Below are 15,503 nucleotides of genomic sequence, written 5' to 3'. Positions count from 1 at the left end.
CGCGATCCACAGCTGAGTTCCTGCGGCTTGGTCGTTGCAGTGCTTCGTTTCGCAGCATGTCGCTCGCGAGCCAAGCTCAAGTTCGGCAGGAGAGCATCGATCTTGGTGACGGCCGCAGCGTGCGGCTCGTCTCGACGATCGGGAAGGGCTCGGCCGCCACGGTCCATCGCGGTGAGCTCGTCGGGCGGAACGGCATCCGCCGTCGCGTCGCGGCGAAGGTCGTGTCGGCGGTGTCGAGCGAGGAGGCGGACTTCGTCTTCTCGCACCTGATGACGACGGCGCGGCGCAACGCGTGCGTCGATCACCCGAACGTCGTGCAGGTCTACGACGTCGTCGATCACCGCGGGCAGCCCTGCGTCCTCACCGAGCTGGTCGACGGCGTCACGCTCGCCGATCTCCAGGCGCGCTTCGCCTCGACCGGTCGCCGCATGCCGCTCGATCTCGCGCTCTTCATCGCGGGCGAGGTCGCGGAAGGCCTCGCCGGCGCACGCGTCGCGCGCGGTCCCGACGGGCTCCAGATCGGGATGCTCCACCAGAGCCTCACGCCGCGCGAGGTGCTCCTCTCGTGGCGCGGCGAGGTGAAGGTCGCCGACTTCGAGATGAGCAAGGCGCGCGCGTGCTCCTCCAGCGTGCGCTCGCTCCGCGCGCTCGCGCAGCGCTCCGCCGCGATGGCCCCCGAGGTCGCGCAGGGCCACGAGCCGGACGCGCGCTCCGACGTCTTCGCGTTCGGCGTCCTCTTCCACGAGCTCCTCATCGGTCCCCGCTTCCCCGCCGGCCTCAACAACTCGGAGCTGATGAAGCTCGCGCGCGAAGGTTACGTCCAGCCGCAGACGTTCCGTCCGAACTTGCCCGAGGTCGCGCTGAGCGTGCTGAAGCGCGCGCTCGAGGTCGATCCCGAGCTGCGGTACCCCAACGCCGTCGCGCTCGCGTACGACATGCGCCGCGTGCTCCTCGCGATGGGCGTCGGCGACGGACGCTACTTCCTGCGCCGCACGCTCGAGCACGAGTGGGCCGATCGCGGCGAGGAGGCGACGTCCGAGGTCAGCCTGCCGATGACGGTCGACAGCAGCGAGTATCAGCTATTCGACGGCGAGGTCATCGAGCTCGATCCGCGGTCCACGAAGCGCCGCAAGTAGGTCTCGAGCGGCCCCGTCACGAGCGCGTGCGTGAGCTGCCCGCTGTCGAGCAGCGCGGCGAGGTCGGTCTTCGGTACGAGGGCGACCTCGAGGTCTTCGCAGTCGTCGAAGGACGTGGGGCCGGCGAGGCGCGCGCCGCGGGCGAGGAACGTGAAGCAGCGGTTGCCCTGGAGCGCGGGGTTCGGCTCGACGACGGAGAGGAGCTCGATGCTCGCGGCTTCGTAGCCGGTCTCCTCGCGCAGCTCGCGCGCGGCGGCGACGATGGGCTCTTCGCCGGCGTCGATGACGCCGCCAGGGATCTCGAGCGAGAGCGCGTCGGTGCCGAAGCGGTACTGCCACACGAAGACGACGTCGCCGCGCTCGGTCTCCGCGATCACGTTGCACCAGTCGCGGCACTCGAACACGAAGATGGGGCGCGGGAGGCCTTCGTACTCGTGGCGCTGCACGCGGAAGACGCCGTGGTCGGCGACGTCGTGGACCGCCTTGCGTTCGAGCTTCTTCACGTTCTTCGGCGGGGGGACCATCGGTCGCTGCTTTTACGCTAAGCTACGCGGCCTCGTATGGCATTGGCGAAGAAGACGGCCGCGAAGACGGAGAAGCCCGACGTCATCGAGAAGGTCATCATCACGAACCGCCGCGCGACGTTCGACTACGCGATCGACGAGAAGTTCGAGGGCGGCCTCGCGCTGGTGGGCAGCGAGGTCAAGTCGATGCGGGCCGGCAAGGTCGAGCTCGTCGACGCTTACGCGACGGTCGAGAACGACCAGCTGTGGCTGAAGCAGATGTATATTGCACCTTTCGAGCAAGCGAAGGCGTTCCCGCACGAGCCGCGGCGCGCGCGGAAGGTGCTGGTCCACAAGTCGGAGATCGCGCGCATCCACCGCGCGATCGCGCGCGAGGGGATGACGCTCGTGCCGCTCCGGCTCTACTGGAAGCGCGGCGTCGTGAAGGTGGAGCTGGGGCTCGCGAAGGGCAAGAAGGCGCACGACAAGCGCGCGGACATCGCGGCGAAGACGGCCGACCGCGAAGCGCGGGCGGCGATGGGGCGGGGGCGGAAGGAGCGCGGGTGAGCGACTCCTCGGCTTCTTCGGAGGGCGCGCGCGGGGCTCACCTCGCCTGGGCGAAGGGCGGCACCGCGGAGCTGGTGTCCCTCGCGGACGACGCGATCGTCCTGCGTTCGACGACGCCGGCGCCCCCCGGCGCGCGGCTCGAGGCGACGTTCGAGGGGCGCGCGGTGAAGATCAAGAGCCACGGGACGCACAAGGAGGCGGACGGCAGCTTCACGCTGAAGGGCCGGCTCGTCGACGCCAACCGCGAGCTGCGGGACGCGCTCGCGAGGGTGGCGCAAGGCGTGGGGTGAGCGTGGCCCGGGGGGACCGCGTCCTCGGCGCGTGGTAGACCGGCGCGAGGATGTCCATCGACGGCAAGATCGTGCTGGGGGCGTTCCTGGTGCTCGTCGGGCTCGGGATGATCGTGCTGCTCGTCTCGGTGATGTCGGCGCAGGAGGCGGCGGAGACGGTGGGCGCGGCGGAGGCGAACGCGGGGGTGTCGGCGGGGCTCGTCGCGGGCGCGGCGTTCGCGCTGCCGGGGGCGTTCCTGATCGTCCTCGGCGTGCGGTCGGGCATGAAGGGGCCGAGCGTCCGCGATCGCGTCGCGCTCTTCTTCTCGGGCGGCCGGCTCGTGGTGGGGCTCGCGATCTTCGTCGCGTGCGCGCTCGTCGTCGCGCTCCTCGTGCTTGGTCCGCTCGGGGTCGTGGTCGTTCCAATTCCGCTCCTCCTCCTCGCGTTCAGCGGCGCGCTCACGGGGCTCATCCTCGCTGGGACCTCGCTTGGGCGCGCTTGTCGTGCCTGCGGTCGCGCGCTCGACCACGCGCGGTACGTCCTTCCTCCGGGCGCGGACCTCCGCGACGCGATCGCTCGCGGCGACGCGCGCGCGGTCGCGGCGGTCCTGGCGGAGAGCCGCCGCATCGACGACGCGACGAGCCTCACCTCGCGGACCGGCGCGATCGGCGACGTCGAGGCATGCCCGCGCTGCTCGCAACTCTGCCTCGTCCGCGCGACGGAGGCGCGCTGGTTCGTCGACGCCGACGCGCGGGCGATCGCCGCGAGCGCGCGGAAACCTGCGGCTTGAGCGAGCGCCATGGCGGCAAGGGACTGCATGCGTCGGTGGCGATGCGATGGTACGCTGAGAGGTCCATGCGAAACCTCCTCACTGCGCTCGTTGGGTTTTCGCTCGTGGCGTTTGCTTGTGGCGGTGACGAGGGGGCGCCGAACGAGGCTGACCCGAGCGCGCCTGGGGACAAGCAGAGCTCTTCGGGCGGTGGGTCGAGCAGTGGGTCGAGCGGCGATGATGGGACGAGCGGCGGGCCCAACGAGCCGGGAGCGACCGACGGTATCAAGAACGGGAGCGAGACCGACGTCGACTGCGGCGGGCCCGATCGTCCGAAGTGCGCCGATGGCAAGACCTGCGCCGGCGAGAGCGACTGCGAGAGCGGCGTCTGCAAGGACGGGACGTGCAAGGCGCCGAGCGCCGACGACGAGATCAAGAACGGCGACGAGACGGACGTCGACTGCGGTGGCTCGTCGGGCAAGAAGTGCGCGGTGGGGAAGACGTGCAGCGTGCACGCGGACTGCGAGTCCGACGGGTGCGACTTCGCGAAGAAGTGTGCGGTCGCGCGGAGCTGCACCGCCGAGTCGGGCGGCCAGACCTGCGGCGAGGGCGCCGTCACCGCCGCCAACAAGAAACACGAGAGCTGCTGCAAGTCGCTCGCGGTGCCGCGGCCCGCGGGGCAGGGCGGGCCCTACTTCCTCGACAAGTACCTCATCACCGCCGGGCGCATGCGCACCTTCATCGAGCGCACGAACGGCAACCCGCGCGCGTTCGTCTCGACGCTGCCGGAGGGAGGCTTCGTCGGGTGGAAGCGCGCCTGGGACAGCCGGGTGCCGGACAGCCTCGACGCCGTCCACATCGCGCTCGGTCAGGGTGGCGATCGCGCCGGTTGCGACCTCAACCAGTCGCGGGCTCGCACGTACTGGATGTCGAACGAGGTCAACGCCGCGCAGGGCGACAGGAACCATCCCGCCAACTCGCAGGAGACGCTCGACGCGAAGGTGTTGAACTGCGTTCCGATCTTCCTCCTCTACGCGCTCTGCGCCTGGGACGGCGCGCGCCTGCCCTCGGCGCAGGAGGTCATCTTCGCGTGGCGATCGGACGAGAACCGCAACATGCCGTGGGGGAACACTGGCAACAACGCGACGCGCTCGAGCGACAACCTGGTCCACTTCTTCCCGGACGGATTCCAGACCAACTGGGTCCACGTGCCGGAGCCGGGGCGGTACCCCGCCGGTTATGGCAAATACGGGCACGCCGATCTCGTCGGCAGTCTCTTCCACATGACGCGCGACATCAACGCAGCGAATACGCAGTTCGCTCGCGTGAACAGCGGCTCATGGGAGCCTGCTCACAACGTTACTCCGAATACGACGAACAACAACGTCACGCGCGCCTACTGGGCATTCGGTGGCCGCTGCTCGCGACCTGCTGCGAATTGACGTAATCGAATTTGAGGTGGTCGGAACGTCGGAGCGTTCACGGCCTCTCTCCGGCGGGACCGTTGGGAGCGCCGGCGGCGCCGGGGCCGCTCGCGCCGAACGTGCGGGCTGTCTCCGTGAAACGCACCTGCGCGCCGCCGATGAGGATGTACGTGAACGACGGACCGCCCGGGCCGTTCATGCCGTCGGCGCCCTTGCCGCCGTTGCCTCCGGAGCCGCCGGCGGTACCTGCTGGGAGGACGGGGCTCGGCGTCGGCTGCGTCCCGCACTGCGTGACCCAGTCTGGTGGGCCGTAACATCCGCACTCTGGGCACGTTCCCACCGTGCAGCATTGGTTCGGCCAGCACGTCGCGGGCGTTCCTGCTTTGCCCGCCGTACCAGCTGCACCCGCGCCTCCTCGGCCGCCCGTGCTCCCGGCGCCGCCATTGCCAGCAGTGAGATCCGTGTAAAATGCATCGACCAAGGTGGCGTCGCCGACGGCGTAGAGCGCGAACGAGCCGCCGCCGCCGCGGCCTGGCTGTCCTGGCCCACCTCCCATGCCGCCGCATCCGCACTCGCCTCGGGGTGAGGTGACCGTCGTGAGGTTCTGCGTGCCGCATGGAGGGGTCCCGAGGTGGTTGTTGCAGCCGCTCCAGCAGTCGCTGCGGCTGCCTCCGAGCTGGCCCGGGGTTCCGTTCTCCCCAGCACCACCGGCCTCGCCCAGCGCGGAAGGATGTGCGAGCCCGTTCGCGGTGAGGGTTCCGTACGTCGGCGTCGGTGGAGCTTGCTTGTTCGCGCCGGCGTCTCCGCCAGCGCAGGCAGGGCCCGGCGCGGTAATGCAGCGCGCCGTTACGGCATCCGTGCCGTCGCTGGCCGTCCCCGCTGCGTCGCCCGCATGCGCCCGCACCGTGACGCCGGTGAGCCTCACGATCGAATCCAAGACGAAGACGCCGTAGCGCGACGCGCCGTTCGTGTTCGCGGCGGTCGTGCCGGTGGGACGGGACTCGATCGTCATCGACGTGAGGGTCACGATGGCGGTGTTGTCGTGGATCAAGACGCCGCGATCGGTCGTCGAGCGGAGGATCGTCTTGTCCTTCGCGTCGGTGGCGCAGTCGCGTTTCCAGGTGCCTTCGCTCCAGGTCCATCCGCCGTCGATCACGACGTCGCGGCTCCACCTCTCGAGCACGAGCGCCTCGATGTACGTGCCGTGATCGACGACGAGGGTCGCGGTAGGCCCGGCCGACGCCTTCGCGGCGGCGCGGGCGGCGGTGATCGTCGCGTACGGCGCGGCGGCGGTGCCGTCACGAGCGCCCGCCTCGATCGGCGCGGCGCTCACGTAGACCGCGTTCGCAGGCGGGTCCTCGTTCGGATCGCACGGCGCGACGCCGGCCTCGCCGACGGTGCCGCCGTCGCCGGCTGCGGTCGCATCGCCCTCGATCGCGGGTGCGTCGTCGCCGCCTGCGTCGTCGGGGAGGTCGCCTGCCTCGAGGGGGTCGAGGCCGAGCAGGCTCGCGCAGGCGCCTGCTCCGAGCGTGAACGTCGCGACGAGCGCGAGCCGTGCGAGGCGCATCAGAACGTTCCTCCGAGCAGACCGCCGGCGAGCGTGGTGAGCGCGGTCCGCTTCGCGGCCGGTGCGGTGAGATAGAGGACGACGCCGGCGGCGAGGAGCACGGCGCCCGCGGCGAAGCCGATCGTCGAGATCGCCGCCGAGGTGCGCGCGCTGTTCTGATCGTCCACCGCGCCTTGCGGACAGAAGCGCGGCGGCTGCTTGCACTCGCCGCTCTGATCGCCGATCGCCATCGCGCGGACGCCGAAGATGGTGCCCACCACGAGCCCCGCCGCGCCGACGCCGCCGACGACGAACGCCAGCGTGCGTCGCGGCTGCGGCGAAGGCTGCGTCGCCGTCGTCGCGTGCGCGGTCGGGTCGGGCGCGAGCGGCTGGATCGCGAGACGCCCGACCTCGCCGTCGCGGACGACGGCCTCGGTGCGGAGCTCGAGGAAGCCCGGCGCCGATGCGACGATCGCGTGCGTGCCGGCGTCGAGCGGGATCGGCGCGCTCCACGCCGCGCGATCGAGCGGCGTTCCGTCGATCGTCACGACGAGCGCGGTGTTGGCGCGCGCCTCGCTCGCGACGTCGAGCGCGAGCTTGCCGAGCTGCGGGCCCAGCGCCTCGATCTGCGTGCGCGCGACGCGTTCGCGGTCGGTGCGCTTGTCGCGGAGCGCGAAGCTGAGCGCTTCGTTGAACTCGGTCCACGCGGTCGCGAGCTTGCCCTCGCTCTGGTGGCAGCTCGCGGCGTGCAGGATCGTGCCGCCGGCGGGCTGGAGGCGATGGCTCTCGACGAACTTCGGGCACGCCGCCGCGAAGTCCTCGCGCTTCATGAGCTCGCGTCCCTCGTCGAACAAGAGCTGCGCCGCGGCGGTCGGCGGCGGCGCGGCGGCCGGTGCCTGCGCGCTCGCCGGCGTGACGACCGCGGCGGTGGCGACGAAGAGGAGGAGCGAGAGCGCGCAGTGAAACCTCATAGACGATCGTCCGGAAGAGTAACCGCGGGCTTCGGCTTCGGGCCCGGCGGAGTGGGCGGCGCGACGGCGGGCTTCGGCCGCGGCCCCGGCGGCGGCGGCTCCGGCGGCGAGGTGGACGGCGGCGCGCTCGCGCTCGGCGGCGCCGACACCGCCTCCGTCCCCGCGTCCGGCGGCGGCGGCTCGGCAGACGGCGCCTCGATCGCGCTCGCGGCGACGACGGCAGGCGGCGCGTCGTCGCCGCGGTCGATCGCCGTCGCCGGCGCGTTCGTGCGCGCTCGCGTGCTCCATACCGCGAGGCCGACGCCGGTGAGCAGCAGCGTCCCGAAGAACGACACGAGCGCGACGGTCGCTGCGCGCGAGAGTGCGCCGCGGCCGCGCGCGCCGGTCGAGAACGCGCCTTGCGTGTCGGCGAACACGCCTTGCGGCAGCGGCTGTGGCAGCTGCGGTTGCGACGCCGCTCCCGTCCATGACGGCGTCGAGGGCGGCCCCTCGATCCGTGCGGCGCCGAGGGCGGCGTGGGCGGCGCGTCCGACGTCGCTCGCGAACGGGACGATCTCCTCCGCGAAGGCCGCGATCGAGGGCGTGCGCTCGTCGCGCTTCTTCGCGAGCGCGCGTGCGAGCGCGTCGGCGAGCGGGGGCGGCGCGTCCGGGCGGAGCTTCATGAGATCGGGCGTCGGGCCCTGGAGGATCGCGATGTGGACGAGCGCGAGCGAGTCGGCGAGGAAGGCCGCCTGCCCGGCGAGGAGCTCGAACAGCACCGCCGCGAGCGACCACACGTCCGTGCGCGCGTCCACGTCGGCGGTCGAGTGGAGCTGCTCCGGCGACATGTAGAGCGGCGAGCCGAAGACGTCGCGCGTCGAGGTCCGGCGGACGTCGGCGTCGTCCTGGACCTTCGAGATGCCGAAGTCGAGCACCTTCACGAGCGGCGCGCCGTCGCGACGATGGGTGAGGAAGAGGTTCGACGGCTTGAGGTCGCGATGGACGACGCCGCGCGCGTGCGCCTCCGCGAGCGCGTCGCAGGCCTGGAGCACCCAGTCGACCGCGGTCGCGATCGCGATCGGGCCACGCTCGGCGATCGCGCCGAGGTCCTCGCCGGCGAGGAGCTCCATCACCATGAACGGCGTGCCGTCCTCGATGCGGCCGACGTCGCGCACCTTCACCGCGTGATCGCTGCGGATCCGCGCGGCGGCCTTCCCCTCGCGGACGAAGCGCGCCGTCGCCGACTCGCTCGCGGCGCCGCTCGCGCTGAGGATCTTGATCGCGACCGGCTCGTCGAGGTCGACGTGCCGCGCCCGCGAGCACGACGCCCATCCCACCTTCGCCGACGATGCGCTCGACGCGGTACCTCTGGGCGATGACGGCGCCCACCGTCCACGCCGGCGTCATGGCCTCCTGATCGCTATCAGACGGCCCGCGATCGAGCAATCTGCGGTCCATACCGTGTATCGCGAGACGTCTCGCGGTGTATCGGGCGATACACCCTCGTTTTCCACGGGTTTCGTCGTTTGGTCGGGTGACGCGGGCGTGGTCCACGGGTTGCAGCGTGTGGCTGCATGTTGCGGGTCGCGATCGTCGACGATGAAGCCGCGTTGCGGCGGGCGCTGGCGCGGCTGCTCGCCGACTACGAGGTCGCGGCCTTCGACTGCGCGCGCTCCTTCCTCGCGCGCGTCGGCGACGGGGAGCGCTTCGACGTCATCCTCACCGACCTGATGATGCCGGGGATGTCCGGCGCCGAGCTGCATCAGGAGCTCGCGCGCATCGCGCCGGAGCAGGTCGCGCGCGTGATCGTCCTCACCGGCGGCGCGACGACGGACGGCGCGTGTCGGTTCCTCGACGCGCACGACGGGCTCGTCGTCGAGAAGCCGTTCGAGCGCGCGGAGGTCGTGGCGCTCGTCCGCAGCTTCGAGGCGTGGCCGCGGCTTCAGCGCGTGCGCTTGGCGACGTAGACCGCGGTGCCATCCGTCTCCGGAACGCGCGGAGCTCGCCCGCGTCGGAGGGGAGCGCCCGCGCGGCAAGACGAGCGCGCAGCCCGATGCTAGAAGCCGTTCATGCGGAAAATTGCCGTCGCGTTGGCGCTGCTCGCGGGGTGCAGAAACAGCGCGCCCGCCCCCGCTCCGGTGTCCGCGCCGCCGCCGGCGGCCGCGAAGGTCGCGATCGCCGACGCGGGAGCGAACGACGCCGCGTGCTGCTCGCGCGAGGACATGCGCGCCGACCTGACGCGCCTCCAGGAGCTCCTCGAGTCGAGCCACCCCGATCCGTACGGGCGCGCAGGCGGCGCCGACGCGTTCCGCGCGCGCTTCGCCGACGCGGAGCGGGAGCTGCCGGCGACGCTCGATCCCCAGGCCTTCTATCTGCGCCTCCGTCCGCTCTTGGCGCAGGTGCGCGACGGGCACACGAACCTCCGCCCGCCGGCGGTCCCGAACGAGCGGCGCGTGCTCGTCGGCCTCGACATCGTCGAAGAGCGCCTCGTCGTGCGCGCGGTGTACGACGAGAGCGCGCGCGCCACGATCGGCGGCGTCATCACCGCGGTCGAGGGCGCGCCGGTCGCGACGCTCATCGAGCGGATGAAGGAGCGCCGCGGCTACGACAACGCGTACACGAACCTCTGGCACCTCTCGTCGGCGCTGACGCGCGCCTCGTCGCTCGAGGACCTCGTCGGCCACCCCGTCGGCGCCACCGCGCGCTTCGCGGTCGGCGCCGGCGCGATCGACGCGCGCGTCGTGGGAGTGGGAGTGGGAGCGGGAGCCGATGCCGCCGCGCTCCGCGCCGAGACGAAGATCGCGCTGCCCGAGAAGGACGTGACCGGGATCGGCTCCGGCTTCCTCGGCAAGGACGCGAAGGCGAGCGCGGTGCTGCGCATCGACTCGGCGATGGAGTACCGCGAGGCCTTCGAGGTGTGGCGCGCGACGGGCTTCAACGGGAACCTCGGGGCGCACCTCGACGGCGTCGTCCGCGCGGCGACGAAGAAGGAGTCGCTCGAGGGCATGTCGCTCGACGACAAGATCCGCGCGGTGCCGTCGTTCACCGAGCGGCTGGAGGAGCTCGTCACGGAGATGAAGCGGCGCGGCACGCCCCAGCTCGTCGTCGACCTGCGCGAGAACGAAGGCGGGAACTCGGTCTTCGCCAGCATCCTCGAGTACTTCCTCTATCCGCTCGACGCGGTCCTCTCCGCCGACCACGGCTACCAGGTGCCGCGCTACTCCGCGCTCTACTTCGCGAACCACACCGCGGACTCGCTCGAGAAGGTCCGCGCGCGGACGCGTCCCGACTTCGCGCTCGGCGACAGCGACACCGCCGCGGAGGAGAAGTGGAAGGCGAGCCGCGGGAAGAAGCCATCGCCGGAGGACCTCGCGCGCGACAAGCTCGCGATGGGCCGCCTCGCGAAGATGGTCCCCACCTTCGACGCCGCGCTCACGAGCGGGAAGTGGAACGCGGCGTGGAAGGGACGCGTCGTCGTCCTCACCTCGGCGCGCACCTACAGCGCGGGCTTCGACGCGGTCCTCGACCTGCGCGCGCTCGGCGCCAAGGTCGTCGGCGTGCCGCCGGCGCAGGCGGCGAACTGCTTCATCGACTCGCTCGCGTTCGAGCTCCCGCGCTCGCACCTCGTGGGCAGCATCTCGTACAAGCGGAGCCTCGGCCTCCCCGCCGATCCGAAGAACGGCGAGCTGCTCCGCCCCGACGTCGAGCTGACCTACGAGGCATGGCAGAAGCGCGCCTTCGATCCGAACGCGGCGTATGACCTCGTCGCCCAGGCGCGGTAGAGTCTCGCCCCCGATGGCCGCCGCGAAACGAACGCGCGAAGACGCTCCGCCCCGCGAGATGGACGCGGCGCTCACGAACGAGGACGCGCCGCTCGAGCGCGCGCTGCGGCCGAAGACGCTCGACGATTACGTCGGGCAGGAGAAGCACAAGGAGAACCTCCGCGTCTTCGTGCAGGCGGCGAAGCAGCGCGGGGAGCCGCTCGATCACCTCCTCTTGAGCGGTCCGCCCGGGCTCGGCAAGACCACGCTCGCGCAGATCCTCGCCCACGAGATGGGCGTCGAGCTCCACATGACGAACGGGCCCGTCGTCGAGCACAAGGGCGCGCTCGCCGCGTTCCTCACGAAGCTGCAGAAGAACGACATCCTCTTCATCGACGAGATCCATCGCCTCAACCCGATCGTCGAGGAGAGCCTCTACCCCGCGATGGAGGACTACCGCGTCGAGATCATGACGGGCGAGGGCGCGTTCGCCTCCGCGCTCGCGATCCCGCTCCAGCCCTTCACCCTCATCGGCGCGACGACGCGCACCGGGCTCCTCACCGCGCCGCTGTTCTCGCGCTTCGGGCACATCATCCGGCTCGACTTCTACCCGGTGGAGGACCTCGCGAAGATCGTCGAGCGGAGCGCGCACCTGCTCGGGATCGGGATCGGCAAGAGCGCCGCGATCGGCGTCGCGCGGCGCTCGCGCGGGACCCCCCGCATCGCGAACCGCCTCTTGCGGCGCGTGCGCGACTTCGCGGAGGTGGTCGGCTCGGGTTCCATCGACGACGCGATCGTCGCGCGCGCGAGCGAGGCGCTCGACGTCGACAGCGCCGGCTTCGACGAGATGGACCGGCGCCTGCTTCGCGTCATCATCGAGGACTACGACGGCGGGCCGGTCGGGGTGGAGACCCTCGCCGCCGCCCTCGGCGAGCCGCGCGACACGATCGAGGACGTCTACGAGCCGTACCTCCTCCAGCAGGGGTACCTCGGCCGCACCCCCCGCGGCCGCGTCGCGACCAAACGTGCCTACGAGCACCTGAAGGTGCCGCACCTCCAGCCCTCGGAGTCGTCGCGTGCCAAGCAGAAGCAGCTTTTCGAGGAATAATCGGGCAGATAAGCTCCATCTGTGACCGCTGGCGGGCCTGTCCTGGTCGTCGATGACGACATGGTGTCTCGCCATGTCCTCGCGCAGGCGCTCGCGAAGGCCGGGCTCGACTACGTCGCGGTCGGGTCCGGCGCGGAGGCGCTCGCGCAGCTCGACAAGTGTCAGCCGTCGATCGTGCTGCTCGACCTCGTGATGCCGCAGCCGGACGGCTACCAGATCCTCCGCATCCTCCGCGCGCGCCCGGAGACGAAGGACCTCCCCGTCGTCGTGCTCACCGCGCTCGACGCGGAGGACGAGATCGCGAAGGCCTTCGAGGCCGGCGCGGACGACTTCGTGAAGAAGCCGTTCAAGCCGGTGGAGCTCGTCGCGCGCGTGCGCGGGCAGCTCCGCCTCCGCGCGGCGATGGAGCAGCTCGGCAAGAAGACCGAGGACGCCGAGGTCATCCTCGAGCTGACGCAGACGCTCGCGTCGAACCTCGACTTCCGATCGATCCTCTTCACGGTGGTGCAGCGCCTCGCCGAGGTCGCGAAGGTCGATCGCGTATCGATCGTCCTCGTCCACGAGCGGGAGGAGGTCGGCTACGTCGTCGCCGCGTCGGACGACGAGCAGCTCCGCGATCTCCCGATCGACCTCTCGAAGTACCCCGAGATCCGGCAGGTGCTGGAGAGCGGCGCCCCGCTCCTCGTCGAGGACGCGACGACGCACCCGCTGATGGAGATCGTGCGGTCGCAGAACGCGAGCGCGACCTTCGCCGCCCTCACGATCCTGCCGATCCTCTACGAGGGCAAGCCGATGGGCGTGCTCTTCCTCCGCTCGAAGAAGGCGGGCGCCTTCAACGAGCGCGCGCTCGGACTGTGTCAGACCGTCGCCAGCGCGATGGCGATCGCGCTCCGGAACGCGCGCGTCTTGCAATCGCTACGCGATCAGACGCAGGAGGTCACCGTCGCGCGCTTCGAAGCAGAGCGGCGGATGAAGTCGCTCCAGCGTTATGCCGATTTCTTCGAGTCGAGCGCCGACGGCATCGTCGTCCTCGACTCCGAGGGCAAGCTCCTCTTCTCGAACCCGCGCGCCCGCGAGATCACGGGCTACAGCGAAGGCGAGATGCGGGGGCGGCCGCTCGGGGACGTGTTCCACGAGGAGGAGACCGCGCGCGCGAGCGAGCTCCACGCCTCCTTCATGAAGGGGACGTTCCCGAAGGACGTCGACGTCCGCATCCGCACGAAGGACGGGGGGACTCTCATCATCAACGTCAACACCGCGAGCGTGCTCCGCGAGGAGGGCGCCGTCCTCGCGTCGTTCCGCGACGTGACGCAGCAACGCGCGGTCGAAGGCGAGCTCCTGAGCACGAAGGAGTTCCTCCAGCGCGTCATCGACTCGTCGTTCGACGCGATCGTCTCCTGCGACATGAAGGGGCGGATCCTCCTCTTCAACCGCGCGGCGGAGCGGATGTACCTCCGCAAGTCGAGCGACGTCGTCGGCGACGACGTGCGGACGCTGTACCCCGAGGGCGTCGCGAGGAGCATCATGCGGCGCATCCGCGAGGGCGGGGGGCGCATCGAAGACCTCAAGATCGAGATCGTCGACGGCAACGGCAACACCGTCCCGGTCTCGTTCTCGGGCGCGCTCATCATGGAAGGCGACACGCCGGTCGGCAGCGTCGGCATCTTCACCGATCTCCGCGAGAAGATGCGGATGGAGCACCAGCTCCAGCAGGCGCAGGACCAGATCCTCGCCCAGGAGCGGCAGGCGATCGTCGCCGAGCTCGCCGGGGCGGCGGCGCACGAGCTGAACCAGCCGCTCACGAGCGTCCGCAACTACGCGACGCTCCTGCGCCGCCTGCTCGACGCGGGGACGAGCGCCTCGTCCGCGGCGGAGGTCATCGAGAGCGAGGCGGAGCGGATGGCGGAGATCGTCCGCAAGATCGGCAAGATCACGAAGTACGAGACGAAGAGCTACGTCGGGAAGCAGAAGATCCTCGATCTCGATCGCGCGAGCGAGGAAGGTGTCCCGGTCGCAGAGCCCGTCGCCCCGCCGGACGAGCCGCGGGACAAAGAGCCCGAAGAAGAAGCGCCGCGCTCGGAGCCACGCAGGACCACGGGGGAGGACTGGTCCAAGAGCTCGACGATCCGTTCAAGAGGGGAGGGACAGTAGCCGATGGCCCATTCTCAATCTGGAAAACAGAGTCGGCACGCGCCGGGGCTCCCTCCCGAAGAGGCCGCGCCCAACAGCGGGGCGACCAACGAGCGCGTGACGGTCTCGTCGATCCCGAACAGCCGCGAGGCGCGCGCGGGTGTCGCCTCGCTCGCGGTCGAGGCCTCGTGGCTCGATCGCCTCGTCGTCGCCGCGTGCGAGATGCCGGCGGCGGAGGGCGAAGCCGCGGTCGTCGAGTTCCTCGTCCACAAGCTCTCGGAGATCTTCCCCGAGTGCGGGATCGGCGCGTGTTTCGTGCCGGCGCCGGCGTCGACCTCGTCGCCGGACCTCCTGCCGGCGGAGCAGCGCCTCTTCAAGTACGTGCCGGAGGGCGAAGAGGGCCGCGCCGTCGGGATGGACCCCACGCGCCTGTTCCCCGGCTTCCGTCACGAGCGCGTGCTCGACGTCGAGCCCGGCTCCACCACGCTCCACCTCGCGTCCGACGATCCGCAGATCAACGACGATCGCTCGCCGATGATGCACGTCATCCGCCGCGCCGTCCTCGCGATGTCGCGCGGCCTCGGCTCCGCGCGCCTGCACGCCCGCGCGATGCAGGACGCGAGCGAGCTCCGCGCGCTCTCCTCCCACATGATGCAGGCGGAGAAGCTCGCGAGCCTCGGCCAGCTCGCCGCCGGCGTCGTGCACGAGCTGAACAACCCGCTCACCTCGATCGTCGCGTACACCGACTGGCTCATTCGCAAGCAGGGCCCGAACGGCGACCCCGACTCGCTCGAGCGCCTCCGCCGGATCAGCGAGTCGTCGTCGCGCATCCTCCGCTTCACGCGCGACCTCGTCGCCTACGCGCGGCCGTCGAGCGAGAACCCGGTCCTCGTCTCGATCCAGAACGTGATCGAGCAGGCGCTCGCGTTCTGCGAGCACGTCATCGCGCAGCACGGCGCGAGCGTGGACCGCTCCTTCGCCGATCAGGTGCCGCCGGTGAAGGGGATGCCGGAGCAGCTCGCGCAGGTCTTCGTGAACCTGTTCACGAACGCGTGCCACGCGATGCCGGAGATGGGCGGGAAGCTGATCGTCACGACGTCGTCGAACCCGGCCGGCCGCATCGTCGTCACGGTCGAGGACAACGGGCACGGCATCGCGCTCGATCACCTCGTCTCGATCTTCACCCCGTTCTTCACGACGAAGACGGACGGCCGCGGCACCGGCCTCGGGCTCTCGATCGTCCGCAACATCATGGACAACCACGGCGCCGAGATCCGCGCCGAGCACGCCAGCACCGGCGGCGCGCGCTTCGTCCTCGTGTTCCCCGCGGGCATGTGAG

14 protein-coding genes are annotated in these 15,503 nt (G+C 71.0%); 10 read left to right on the top strand and 4 right to left on the bottom strand.

What is annotated here, in order from left to right:
• Window positions 1–119 precede the first annotated feature (119 nt).
• Complete coding sequence (locus KF837_26315) at window positions 120–1,136, top strand: serine/threonine protein kinase (protein MBX3230862.1); 1,017 nt, start codon at window positions 120–122, stop codon at window positions 1,134–1,136.
• Here the strand turns inward: KF837_26315 and KF837_26310 are convergent.
• Window positions 1,076–1,660: an NUDIX hydrolase gene (locus KF837_26310; GenBank protein MBX3230861.1), complete on the bottom strand. Its 585-nt coding sequence runs from the start codon at window positions 1,658–1,660 to the stop codon at window positions 1,076–1,078. The two genes, KF837_26315 and KF837_26310, sit on opposite strands and share 61 nt — an antisense overlap.
• Window positions 1,661–1,696: 36 nt before the next feature.
• Here KF837_26310 and smpB point away from each other — a divergent pair, with 36 nt between their 5' ends.
• The 4 genes from smpB (at window position 1,697) to KF837_26290 (ending at window position 4,687) form a co-directional block, all read left to right on the top strand.
• Window positions 1,697–2,206, top strand: a complete 510-nt coding sequence (gene smpB, locus KF837_26305) for an SsrA-binding protein SmpB (protein ID MBX3230860.1) — start codon at window positions 1,697–1,699, stop codon at window positions 2,204–2,206.
• Window positions 2,203–2,496, top strand: coding sequence for a hypothetical protein (locus KF837_26300; protein ID MBX3230859.1), 294 nt, complete (start codon window positions 2,203–2,205; stop codon window positions 2,494–2,496). The genes smpB and KF837_26300 overlap by 4 nt, the downstream gene beginning before the upstream one ends.
• A gap of 50 nt (window positions 2,497–2,546) precedes the next feature.
• Window positions 2,547–3,266 carry a hypothetical protein gene (locus KF837_26295; GenBank protein MBX3230858.1) on the top strand — a complete coding sequence of 240 codons (720 nt, stop codon included), beginning with the start codon at window positions 2,547–2,549 and terminating at the stop codon, window positions 3,264–3,266.
• A gap of 65 nt (window positions 3,267–3,331) precedes the next feature.
• Window positions 3,332–4,687, top strand: coding sequence for a hypothetical protein (locus tag KF837_26290; protein MBX3230857.1), 1,356 nt, complete (start codon window positions 3,332–3,334; stop codon window positions 4,685–4,687).
• A 37-nt stretch (window positions 4,688–4,724) separates the two neighbouring features.
• On the opposite strand, the gene KF837_26285 is transcribed toward KF837_26290, so the two are convergent.
• The 3 genes from KF837_26285 to KF837_26275 are packed head-to-tail and all read right to left on the bottom strand — an operon-like array spanning window position 4,725 to window position 8,502.
• Complete coding sequence (locus KF837_26285) at window positions 4,725–6,236, bottom strand: hypothetical protein (GenBank protein MBX3230856.1); 1,512 nt, start codon at window positions 6,234–6,236, stop codon at window positions 4,725–4,727.
• A complete protein-coding gene (locus KF837_26280) occupies window positions 6,236–7,186 on the bottom strand; it encodes a hypothetical protein (GenBank protein ID MBX3230855.1) in 951 nt (316 codons plus the stop codon). The genes KF837_26285 and KF837_26280 overlap by 1 nt, the downstream gene beginning before the upstream one ends.
• Window positions 7,183–8,502: a serine/threonine protein kinase gene (locus KF837_26275; GenBank protein MBX3230854.1), complete on the bottom strand. Its 1,320-nt coding sequence runs from the start codon at window positions 8,500–8,502 to the stop codon at window positions 7,183–7,185. Before KF837_26275 ends, KF837_26280 begins: the two co-directional genes overlap by 4 nt.
• A 237-nt stretch (window positions 8,503–8,739) precedes the next feature.
• Here KF837_26275 and KF837_26270 point away from each other — a divergent pair, with 237 nt between their 5' ends.
• The 5 genes from KF837_26270 to KF837_26250 all read left to right on the top strand — a co-directional run bounded on the left by KF837_26270 (window position 8,740) and on the right by KF837_26250 (window position 15,502).
• Window positions 8,740–9,132 (top strand): response regulator, encoded by a 393-nt coding sequence (locus KF837_26270; protein ID MBX3230853.1) that lies wholly within the window; start codon window positions 8,740–8,742, stop codon window positions 9,130–9,132.
• Between the two features lie 102 nt (window positions 9,133–9,234).
• Window positions 9,235–10,947 carry a hypothetical protein gene (locus tag KF837_26265; protein ID MBX3230852.1) on the top strand — a complete coding sequence of 571 codons (1,713 nt, stop codon included), beginning with the start codon at window positions 9,235–9,237 and terminating at the stop codon, window positions 10,945–10,947.
• A 58-nt stretch (window positions 10,948–11,005) separates the two neighbouring features.
• Window positions 11,006–12,034, top strand: coding sequence for a Holliday junction branch migration DNA helicase RuvB (gene ruvB / locus KF837_26260; GenBank protein MBX3230851.1), 1,029 nt, complete (start codon window positions 11,006–11,008; stop codon window positions 12,032–12,034).
• A gap of 60 nt (window positions 12,035–12,094) precedes the next feature.
• Window positions 12,095–14,185 (top strand): PAS domain S-box protein, encoded by a 2,091-nt coding sequence (locus KF837_26255; protein ID MBX3230850.1) that lies wholly within the window; start codon window positions 12,095–12,097, stop codon window positions 14,183–14,185.
• 96 nt (window positions 14,186–14,281) lie between these two features.
• Entirely contained in the window at window positions 14,282–15,502 is a 1,221-nt protein-coding gene (locus KF837_26250) for a GHKL domain-containing protein (GenBank protein MBX3230849.1), read from the top strand.
• Window position 15,503 lies beyond the last annotated feature (1 nt).

The sequence above is a fragment of the Labilithrix sp. genome, assembly GCA_019637155.1.
Taxonomy (GTDB): domain Bacteria; phylum Myxococcota_A; class Polyangia; order Polyangiales; family Polyangiaceae; genus Labilithrix.
The sequence above is the reverse complement of the archived record's forward strand: the minus strand, read 5'-3'. Positions and strand labels throughout refer to the sequence as shown.

Coding starts and splice junctions, on each gene's coding strand:
- KF837_26310 (MBX3230861.1), bottom strand. CDS start 1,660: ATGGTCCCCCCGCCGAAGAACGTGAAGAAGCTCGAACGCAAGGCGGTC.
- smpB (MBX3230860.1), top strand. CDS start 1,697: ATGGCATTGGCGAAGAAGACGGCCGCGAAGACGGAGAAGCCCGACGTC.
- KF837_26295 (MBX3230858.1), top strand. CDS start 2,547: ATGTCCATCGACGGCAAGATCGTGCTGGGGGCGTTCCTGGTGCTCGTC.
- KF837_26290 (MBX3230857.1), top strand. CDS start 3,332: ATGCGAAACCTCCTCACTGCGCTCGTTGGGTTTTCGCTCGTGGCGTTT.
- KF837_26285 (MBX3230856.1), bottom strand. CDS start 6,236: ATGCGCCTCGCACGGCTCGCGCTCGTCGCGACGTTCACGCTCGGAGCA.
- KF837_26280 (MBX3230855.1), bottom strand. CDS start 7,186: ATGAGGTTTCACTGCGCGCTCTCGCTCCTCCTCTTCGTCGCCACCGCC.
- KF837_26270 (MBX3230853.1), top strand. CDS start 8,740: ATGTTGCGGGTCGCGATCGTCGACGATGAAGCCGCGTTGCGGCGGGCG.
- KF837_26265 (MBX3230852.1), top strand. CDS start 9,235: ATGCGGAAAATTGCCGTCGCGTTGGCGCTGCTCGCGGGGTGCAGAAAC.
- ruvB (MBX3230851.1), top strand. CDS start 11,006: ATGGACGCGGCGCTCACGAACGAGGACGCGCCGCTCGAGCGCGCGCTG.
- KF837_26255 (MBX3230850.1), top strand. CDS start 12,095: ATGGTGTCTCGCCATGTCCTCGCGCAGGCGCTCGCGAAGGCCGGGCTC.